The sequence below is a fragment of the Bacillus sp. ES1-5 genome (assembly GCF_022487605.1).
In the GTDB taxonomy this organism is placed as follows: domain Bacteria; phylum Bacillota; class Bacilli; order Bacillales; family Bacillaceae_G; genus Bacillus_A; species Bacillus_A wiedmannii.
On record NZ_JAKVPU010000021.1, the window covers coordinates 1 to 9,148 of the forward strand.

The window sequence follows — 9,148 nt, forward strand, 5'->3', positions numbered from 1 at the left end:
TAGAATTCTAGACATACAAAAACACTTGAGACTAAAAAAACCTCTCTATAGACCTAAAACTCCCCTTAAACTAAAAATGGTTATTAGTTTATTTTTGTCCTCAGTAAGTATATATACTTACTGATAGCATAGTTTCAGGATATTTTAAACTATACATTGCCTTAGTATATATACTAAGGCATATATTTTTTTAGATGGTGCTGTTTAATTAAATTCCTTTTTAATTAAACCACTAAATACCCCTCAAACTGCTTACAAATACCCTTAAACTGTTTATAGAATTCTAGACATACAAAAACACTTGAGACTAAAAAAACCTCTCTATAGACCTAAAACTCCCCTTAAACTAAAAATGGTTATTAGTTTATTTTTGTCCTCAGTAAGTATATATACTTACTGATAGCATAGTTTCAGGATATTTTAAACTATACATTGCCTTAGTATATATACTAAGGCATATATTTTTTTAGATGGTGCTGTTTAATTAAATTCCTTTTTAATTAAACCACTAAATACCCCTCAAACTGCTTACAAATACCCTTAAACTGTTTGTAGAATTCTAGACATACAAAAACACTTGAAACTAAAAATAAAGTTTCAAGATTTAAAATTACATATTGCTTTAGTATGTATAACTAAAGCAATAAGCACTTTATTAAGTTACTCTTAATAAATCTAAACCTATTTTTTGACATTAAAAGTCCTACAAAAAATATCAAACACATTTAATTTTTAAATAGACCAAAAAAACCTTTTCGCTTTTGTTTCTGATTTTGTCTTTGCATATCTCTAATGTTTTCAAGCAATAACTGATCTCGCTTCTCTATTTTCTTCTCTATAAAAACTTCTAATTCACTGTTTTTACCTTCTACTTCAGTTAACTTTTTCTCCGTATTCGCTAAATGCTCTTTTGTCGTAACCAATTCATTCGTAATTTCTTTCAATTTTTGAACAAGTGCTTGATTAAATTGATTTTGTAACTGCTGATTTTCTAATACTTCATTCAATTTCTTTTCTAATTCTGATTTTTCTTCTTTTGAAACAAACGAATCTAGTTCTCCGTTTCGCCATGCCCGAACTTGATCGTAAGACCATTTTTGCGCCTGTATTTTTTCTTTTATCGCTTTTAATTCTTCTATATTTTCCTTCAAGTATCTGCGATGCCCTCCCTGACTTCGCTCCGTTTGTACGTTAAATTCGTTTGACCACACCTTTAACAAATCGGGTGTAATCCCTAAAAGATCTGCAACAATTTTCGGTGTATACATTTCCGATTTTAGTTCCAATTTTCATTCCTCCCCCAAAAACGGAATACGTTTTTCACTTAGAAAAACACTATTAAATCAACATTTCGATCAAAATCGGAATATACTTACAACCGATATGAAAACCGATTTTAAAAACGATTTAATTTCGAAACACATTCCGATTTTAACACCAATATATATTACTTCTCGATAATAACATCAAAATCTTTTTTATTTATACAAGATTTTATGCAAAAAAGAATAGCAAAGATCCTCCGGATCCCCGCTATATCAACCATGTATAAAATCATGCATATCCATTTTAATCAAAAAGAAAAAAGAACCCTATAAAAACAAGGGTTCTTTGAAAATATTTACTACCGATAATAAGATGTTATGTTAACCTTACATGAATAGGATATACAATCCAAAAAACACCACACATCACTTTTTGTAAATGGTATAATAAGGAAAAACGGCGGGGTGGAAAGCTAATGGAAGACTCTATATTTGCGTTTCGAGTTATTTTCAACGCACTAACATCATTCTTTTCCAACGGGGTCTGGGTCGTTTTGTTCTTCTTCTTGTTAAATAAAACGTATGAAAACAAAACTTTCAGAACAACATCTAATATTATTACTTTTGTTGTTTTGGTATTTTATTTGTTTATTGCATTCAGAATAGCATGTAATACCTTTCTTTGAATAAAAGAGGTTTACTTTACTTCCAATAACGAAAATTATGTAAATAAGCTGTCCATTTGGACAGCTTATTTTTTTTGCTTAGCGTACAAAATTCGGGTTTTGTTGGCGGTACCCCATGCCCATCAACTTAAGGGGGAAATAAACGAACCTTCATTCAGCCAGGTTAAAACATTCTTAAAATCTTCTACTTTAATAATTATTAATTCTTAATAACCTACATTCTAGCTCTATATTTACCTTTAACAGTGCAATTTTTTTGTTTGGGGGATACTTCAAAATGTTAAGTTGATGGGCATGTATGGTGATCCCTATTTGGTGATAACCGGCTTACTTCTGCATTGGTGGACCGTTTGGTCCATCATGCTCATATCATTGCATTCACAGGTGAAAGTTATCACTTGCGAAATGCTTTATCTTCTGGAAATACCAAAATTAACATTTTAAAAAATAGCTGCGCGCCTCTGGAATTTTTTCTGCATTTTTCAGGGATTGTTGCTTGCACAAAACAGCGGTACCCCATAATGCTAAAATTATAATTTCTAACGTCTTCTTTTTCATTAAAAATTAAGCACCCCAAATCCCCTTAAAAAAGTTGTATTTGGAATATTGTAACAAAATCAAAAAAAGACCCTACAAGAGAGTCTTTCATCAGCTAATATTAAGCTATTTGAACATTAGTAGCTTGTGCGCCACGTTGTCCTTGTTCTACTCCAAACGTTACACGTTGTCCTTCGTCTAAAGATTTGAAACCGTCGATTTGGATAGCTGAGAAATGTACGAATACGTCTTCTCCACCTTCACGCTCGATGAATCCAAAACCTTTGTCTGCATTAAACCATTTTACTTTACCTTGTTCCATAATTGTTGCCTCCTAGTATGGATACCCACACATGTGTTACTACCCTTGCTCAAATACCTTAGACGAAAAACAAAATTTATTCTTAATCTCAAACCGAACAAAAATAGGTCATTCTTAGATTAACATATTTTCTAAAAAATAGCAAATTTCAAAAATAAGTCCTTATGGTAACTAGCCACTAATAGTGGTTGCTGGAGAAAAAGTCACTATGATAGTTATCACAACAAGAAGTTACCAAAGGATCTCAACAATATCATTGGTTAGATTTTTTCAAACATTCAACAACTGATAAAATAAGATATTTTCGAGTTATTTTTTATTTAATGTGATTTTGTTCTGGTTTTTTGGTGTGAAATTTGCTTTTTGGCTAAAGTGCTGGCTCGTCGTGTGGGGACGAACCCCCACGTATTACGTATCTATTTTTAGAATAAGAATTATCTTGGGACGAATGATCTAAGCGGTTCGGCTCGTATACTTGCTAGTCCAAGTCGAGAACCATTGCTTTGCTTTTTGTCTGTCGGCTTGGCGAGAAAAGCACACGAGCCGAAAAAAGTTCCGCAAGGACATCATAAAAAAGAAAAGGCATTCGCCTTTAGGTGAGGATTTACGAACCGGCTTTTTTTATGATGAAGGTGGAGATTTTTGAGCTGATCTTGCTCAAAAATACTACCTGTTCCTTGCGGAACTTTTAGCCTTTAATAATAGTGATAATAGAGATCATCTACAAAAAACGTGTAAATCCCTTGATATGACTGGGTTTAATACACTTTTCAGGGTGTGACGAAAACGTCACACTTTTAATCCTTTTTGTGACGTTTTCGTCACACCTAAAAATATACAAATAATAAAAAAAATGGATAATACACTTTGAAATACATATAAAAAAGACTATATCAAATTGATACAGTCTAAAAAAATCTAGCTGGTAATTTTACTTTTTTACCATTTTGATCTTTAAGATTTTTCAAAGAATATTGAAACAATCTCATCGTTAATTTATCAAGTTTCACTTCATTTTTTCGAGGTGCACAAATCATTATGTAAGGATTTACCACCCATGTTCTAGGACTTACAGTGCGACCATTTTCAATAATTTGTCCAGCACCTTCTGGATTAAGTAAAATTTCTTTTTTCTTTAATGAATTCATAACCAAAGAAGTTTTTTCTCTTGATTTCCCTATCATTTCAGCAATTTCAGAAACAGTTGCTGCTTTGGGTAACTCAAAATCTTCCTCAACGCTCTTTCGTTTCCTTTTAAATTTATCATCTCTACAAATAATAACATTACTTCTAAATTCCAAATAAGCTTGAATTCTAAATAAAAAACTTTCTTCTGCTTGAGTTAAATAACCAATACTATTCAACAAATCTAAATTTCTATGCATTACTTGATTAAATGGCTCTCCAGCAAATGGATCTTTATTAGTTCCAACATAATGGTCTTCTCCAGTTAATTCTTTTAACTGTTGTAAAAGAGATTTTTTTAGTTCTTCAGCTTGATCTCTTTGTTTTCCATCTTTCTCAAAATCTCTTTTTCTAGCATTTCTATCAGCTTGATTTAAAGCTTGTCCCAATTCTTCATTCATTGTTAATTCCTCCTCTAAAATTGAGGGAATCAACAAAAACACCTATTTTTTGCTATTTGATTATAAAACAAATTATGATAATCTATAATCAGATAAATGTAGTCTAGGTATTTTCGTAGAATACCCTGTAAAAAGAGTCATGTTCCAGCATGGCTCTTTTTTTTCATTCTATCACGTTTTCAATAACCTTAAAGATAAAAACAAAGTTTCCTTACTATTTTACCGCTCCATGTCCAATCCACGATGTCTATTCATTTCTTTTTTATGCTCACGTTCAAATTGATTATCTACTCCCTTGTTATCCAATTCTTTTTTAACACTCTCTCTAAACGCCTTAAATTGCTCCTTAAAAACTTTTTTCGTTTGTACATACAAAACTCTTATATTCGTCTGCAAAACCTTTATATGAGCTTTTAATGAGCTAATTTCTATATTTAATACACCAACTTCTTTTTGCAACTGGTTTTTTTCTTGTTTCAACGTTCGATTTTCTTGCATCCATGCCTCTGCATTCACTTTTAAACTCTCATTCTCTTTCACAAAATCTGTTTTTTTCAAACGCTCATAATCCTTTTTGATAGTAACCGCTGCATTCACTTGTTTTGTTAATTCTTGATATTGTTCTGGTGATAACACATAATTTCTTGTCTGTTTCTTCGTGATTTCAGCTTTTCCAAACATTTTATCCTGTACTTCTACTACTACTTCTTTACGTAAAAATGGAATTTTAACAGGTTCATTTGGTACTTGATTCATAGCACTATCTAATTCTTTTTGCATTTGTTTTACTCTTTTTTCTAACTCTATATGACACTGGCCAATTAGCTGTAGCTTTTCACTTTCACTCTCTACTTGTTGTTTCACTACCTCTAATTCTTTGTACTTATCAACGACATCGCTTTCCAAACTCTTTTTCACTACTTGTAATTCGTTTGTTTTCTCTTCAACATTTTTTAAATTATGGTCAATCATTTGTAACTGCATCTCTTTTTCTTGTACTTGATTCTCAACAATTGATTTTGTTTCTGCATATTCCTTGTATTGACGGACTTTCATGTATTTATGTGAACCTACATTGGCACGTTCAAAATTTGGAATGTGTTCTTTCGATAATTTCTCAATATAGGCCGTTTCTAATTCTCTCCAATGTGCAATTAACTTTCTTCCCGTTCCCTCTACACCTTGTTGCTGCAAAGCTTTATCCATTCCGACACGCCTCGTTAATCCTCGACTACTTTCGAAATTTGGTACATAGTTAATATGTAAATGCGGATTCGCTTCATCATCATGTAAAACCATGTTATAAACCGCTAGGTTTGGATTTCTCACTTGAAACGCCTCTGCATACTGTTTTAACGCTTCCTTTTTGGCTTCCCTATATTTCGAGTCGTCTTTACCTTCCCCAATTGCCACGACTAATTCTCGTTGCTCATGTGTCTTATCATCTTTATGTATTTTGTCATAATAATCATCAATTTTACGGTCATTCCGTTTTTGTTTCTCGTTATACTTGTCCACTGCTTCTTGAAAGACATCCTTGTATACACTTCGGATATCCTTTTGAACAAAGTAAATATTCTCATCTAACCTGGCTGGATCAATCCCAGGATTTCCATGAATATTTTCTCTGTTATTATGACTCAATGAACTTTGGTGGGATTGATTAAATGAGATAGAACCCAACATAAAGTGCCACCACTTTCCCTAGATTAGTTGATACCATCAGTCTAGCAAAGCGACGAAATGATGTCAATTAACGTAACCCTATACGTATTTTGACACTTCGTATCAAAATACATAGGGGTCTGCGACGCTAGTTGGCTACGCCAAGCCATGTTTAACATGGCAAACACACACCTTGGGCCTTGCCCAAACCCACTGGGGAAATCTTCCCCAGCCCCCTCAATCGAACTCCCCAACCCCTCAACTCCTTGAGGGGCTCCCTCGCCGGTAGGCAGGTCAAAACGGTAACCGTTTTAACCAACCAAGAGGGTCTTTGGTGTAGTGAGTATGTCAACTCCTTAATGCTCCCTACGGTCCGCTTACCGTTGACATACACTCAAATAGTTATTCAATTGATTAAAAGTATGGTGCGCCCCTTTGTTTTAGAAAGATTTTCCTCGTATACTAAAACTAGTAACTATAAAAATATTAAAGCTTGGGGGAGAAAATCATTAAACCAGTAAACAAGATAGAAGTAGTAGAAAAAATTAAAGAGCTCGCAATTATTTCTTTATTTTATGATGATGAATTAATGAATACCTTTGTTCTAAAAGGTGGTAATGCTTTAAATATCGCTCATAAAATAAATGAACGAGCTTCTGTAGATATTGATGTATCTATGGAAGATGATTTTGCAGAAGGAACATTAGCAGAAATTAAAGCTAAGCTACAACATGCATTTGAAGTTACCTTTCAAGAAGCAGATTATCATGTGTTTGATTTGGATTTAAAACCCTCTCCAGCAAGAATAAAGGATGATATGAAAAAATTCTGGGGCGGTTACACACTATATTTCAAAGTAATTGAAAAAGAAAAATTCGAACAATATCAAGACGATCCACAAAAACTTCGTGTGAATGCTATTGTTGTAGGAAGTAACCAAGAAAAAAAATTCCAAATTGATATCAGTAAATATGAATTCTGCAAAGCAAAAGCACCATTTCGTCTGAATGGATATGTAATATACGCATACACGCCGTTAATGGTAATCTATGAAAAACTGAGAGCTGTTTGTCAACAAATGGAAGGGTATAGAGAGTTAGTACTTACTAACAGAAGACCTCGACCAAGAGATTTTTTTGACATTCACTCCATTATGACTAAATGGCCAGATCCAATTGATTTAACAGCACCTGATAATCTTCAGATTTTATCAGAAATCTTCACATTAAAAAAAGTTCCACTAGACTTCTTGGCAAACATTCAAGGAGAAAGAGAATTTCATAGAGAAAACTTCCAATCTGTTTTAGATACAGTAAACGCAGACACTAAAAAAGGTACATATGACTTTTATTTCGATTATGTAGAACGTCTTGCTAAAGAGATCTATGAAGCATTACAAGAACAAAAACTTTTAACAACAAATTAAAAAAGGACAAATTTGTCCTTTTTTTTTAATAATCAAGGTATCTAGGATAATAAACTCTCCAACGCTCTGAAAAATTTTTTTCTTTAATTTCATAGGTTAAATAAAGATTATATTCAATATCACTTAATTCTATAAGTTTAAGTACACTTTCATCATATCCAGCTTTTTCTAAATAGAAACCGATCAATTGATGATAAGGATAAACATAATTCATTTTACCTAACAATACTAGTAAGCGATTAACAGAAAAACTACCTTTAGCAATTTTATAAGCATGAATTACTTCTTCTATCCCCCCAGAGTAATTTGGTCTAACAACAATATCGATTAAAGTTCTTTCTAAACTTGTTATTGGAAGCTCAAGACCATTAATATTAACTTTTGATACTCCTAATCTATTTTGATGTTTTCCATTCAACAAAAATACTTGATATTTTTTGTTATCTATTTCAAATTTAGCTATTTGTTTTGTAGTTCTCATTGGTCTAGCAAAAGCCCAATCTATATTTTCCTGTTCTAACTCAATGTCATCTTTATAAGTAAAGTATTTAGGAGATTGTTCTGTATTTGTATAAATATTTTTGGGAATATTATTAGTTAAACCATGCAAAAAAAGAGCTGTGTAATGACTCAAATATGAATTCGCGTTTATTGATACAGCTAATTCATATACTGAAGCACCATTAAATTTAAATTTTGTTATTTTTCTTTGAGGTGTTTGAATTTCAATTTGTTCTAAAATATTATTTTCAGTTAAAAATTTTATAAAATCATTACCCTTAGTAACAGCTGGTAATCTCCATTCTTCTTTGTAAGAATTTAATATCTCATACATATCCTGAACTGAAAAAATCCTTTGATTTTTCTCTTTAAAATATTCCACAATTTGAGGTTTCATTTGTTCCATAATCTGAAACCTACTTAATCTAGGCATGTGAATACCTCCATTTTTTCAAAAAATTATTAGTAATAAGTATATATACTTATTACTTTAATAGTTTCATTTTACAAAAAAGAGACACAAAAGTATAGAACTCCTTTAATAACTACTCATCAACTCTAATAATGTTAAATTTTTTTTAAAAATTAAACCAATAAATAATCCTCAAACTATTTACGAACACCCTTAAACTGTTCGTAGAATTCTAGACATACAAAAACACTTAAGACTAAAAACCTCTCTATAGATCTAAAACTCCCCTTAAACTAAAAATAGTTATTAGTTTATTTTTGTCCTCAGTAAGTATATATACTTACTGATAGCATAGTTTCAGGATATTTTAAACTATACATTGCCTTAGTATATATACTAAGGCATATATTTTTTTAGATGGTGCTGTTTAATTAAATTCCTTTTTAATTAAACCACTAAATACCCCTCAAACCGCTTACAAATACTCTTAAACTGTTCGTAGAATTCTAGACATACAAAAACACTTGAGACTAAAAAAACCTCTCTATAGACCTAAAACTCCCCTTAAACTAAAAATGGTTATTAGTTTATTTTTGTCCTCAGTAAGTATATATACTTACTGATAGCATAGTTTCAGGATATTTTAAACTATACATTGCCTTAGTATATATACTAAGGCATATATTTTTTTAGATGGTGCTGTTTAATTAAATTCCTTTTTAATTAAACCACTAAATACCCCTCAAAC

At 31.6% G+C, this 9,148-nt stretch carries 6 protein-coding genes and 1 pseudogene; 2 read left to right on the forward strand and 5 right to left on the reverse strand.

What is annotated here, in order from left to right; translation table 11 throughout:
* Positions 1-725 precede the first annotated feature (725 nt).
* A complete protein-coding gene (locus MKO96_RS28920; RefSeq protein WP_240589317.1) occupies positions 726-1,286 on the reverse strand; it encodes a MerR family transcriptional regulator in 561 nt (186 codons plus the stop codon).
* 973 nt (positions 1,287-2,259) lie between these two features.
* Between MKO96_RS28920 and MKO96_RS28925 the strand changes: the two are divergent.
* Positions 2,260-2,370, forward strand: a pseudogene (locus MKO96_RS28925) (ATP-binding protein); the annotation flags it as partial.
* A gap of 239 nt (positions 2,371-2,609) precedes the next feature.
* Here MKO96_RS28925 and MKO96_RS28930 read toward each other — a convergent pair.
* The 3 genes from MKO96_RS28930 to MKO96_RS28940 form a co-directional block, all read right to left on the reverse strand.
* Complete coding sequence (locus MKO96_RS28930) at positions 2,610-2,810, reverse strand: cold-shock protein (RefSeq protein WP_000434815.1); 201 nt, start codon at positions 2,808-2,810, stop codon at positions 2,610-2,612.
* A 908-nt stretch (positions 2,811-3,718) separates the two neighbouring features.
* Positions 3,719-4,396 carry a Rep protein gene (locus tag MKO96_RS28935; RefSeq protein WP_240369445.1) on the reverse strand — a complete coding sequence of 226 codons (678 nt, stop codon included), beginning with the start codon at positions 4,394-4,396 and terminating at the stop codon, positions 3,719-3,721.
* Positions 4,397-4,615: 219 nt separating this feature from the next.
* The gene (locus MKO96_RS28940) at positions 4,616-6,082 is read right to left on the reverse strand and encodes a plasmid recombination protein (protein WP_240589318.1); all 1,467 of its coding nucleotides are present in this window, start codon (positions 6,080-6,082) and stop codon (positions 4,616-4,618) included.
* Between the two features lie 472 nt (positions 6,083-6,554).
* Between MKO96_RS28940 and MKO96_RS28945 the strand changes: the two genes are divergently transcribed.
* Positions 6,555-7,487 (forward strand): nucleotidyl transferase AbiEii/AbiGii toxin family protein, encoded by a 933-nt coding sequence (locus MKO96_RS28945; RefSeq protein WP_240589319.1) that lies wholly within the window; start codon positions 6,555-6,557, stop codon positions 7,485-7,487.
* 25 nt (positions 7,488-7,512) lie between these two features.
* On the opposite strand, the gene MKO96_RS28950 is transcribed toward MKO96_RS28945, so the two are convergent.
* On the reverse strand, positions 7,513-8,421 hold the full coding sequence (locus MKO96_RS28950; RefSeq protein WP_240589320.1) for a type IV toxin-antitoxin system AbiEi family antitoxin domain-containing protein: 909 nt from the start codon (positions 8,419-8,421) through the stop codon (positions 7,513-7,515).
* Positions 8,422-9,148 lie beyond the last annotated feature (727 nt).

Bases quoted from the DNA above. Each gene is read 5' to 3' on its own strand.
- MKO96_RS28950 (WP_240589320.1), bottom strand. From the start codon at position 8,421: ATGCCTAGATTAAGTAGGTTTCAGATTATGGAACAAATGAAACCTCAA.
- MKO96_RS28940 (WP_240589318.1), bottom strand. From the start codon at position 6,082: ATGTTGGGTTCTATCTCATTTAATCAATCCCACCAAAGTTCATTGAGT.
- MKO96_RS28930 (WP_000434815.1), bottom strand. From the start codon at position 2,810: ATGGAACAAGGTAAAGTAAAATGGTTTAATGCAGACAAAGGTTTTGGA.
- MKO96_RS28935 (WP_240369445.1), bottom strand. From the start codon at position 4,396: ATGAATGAAGAATTGGGACAAGCTTTAAATCAAGCTGATAGAAATGCT.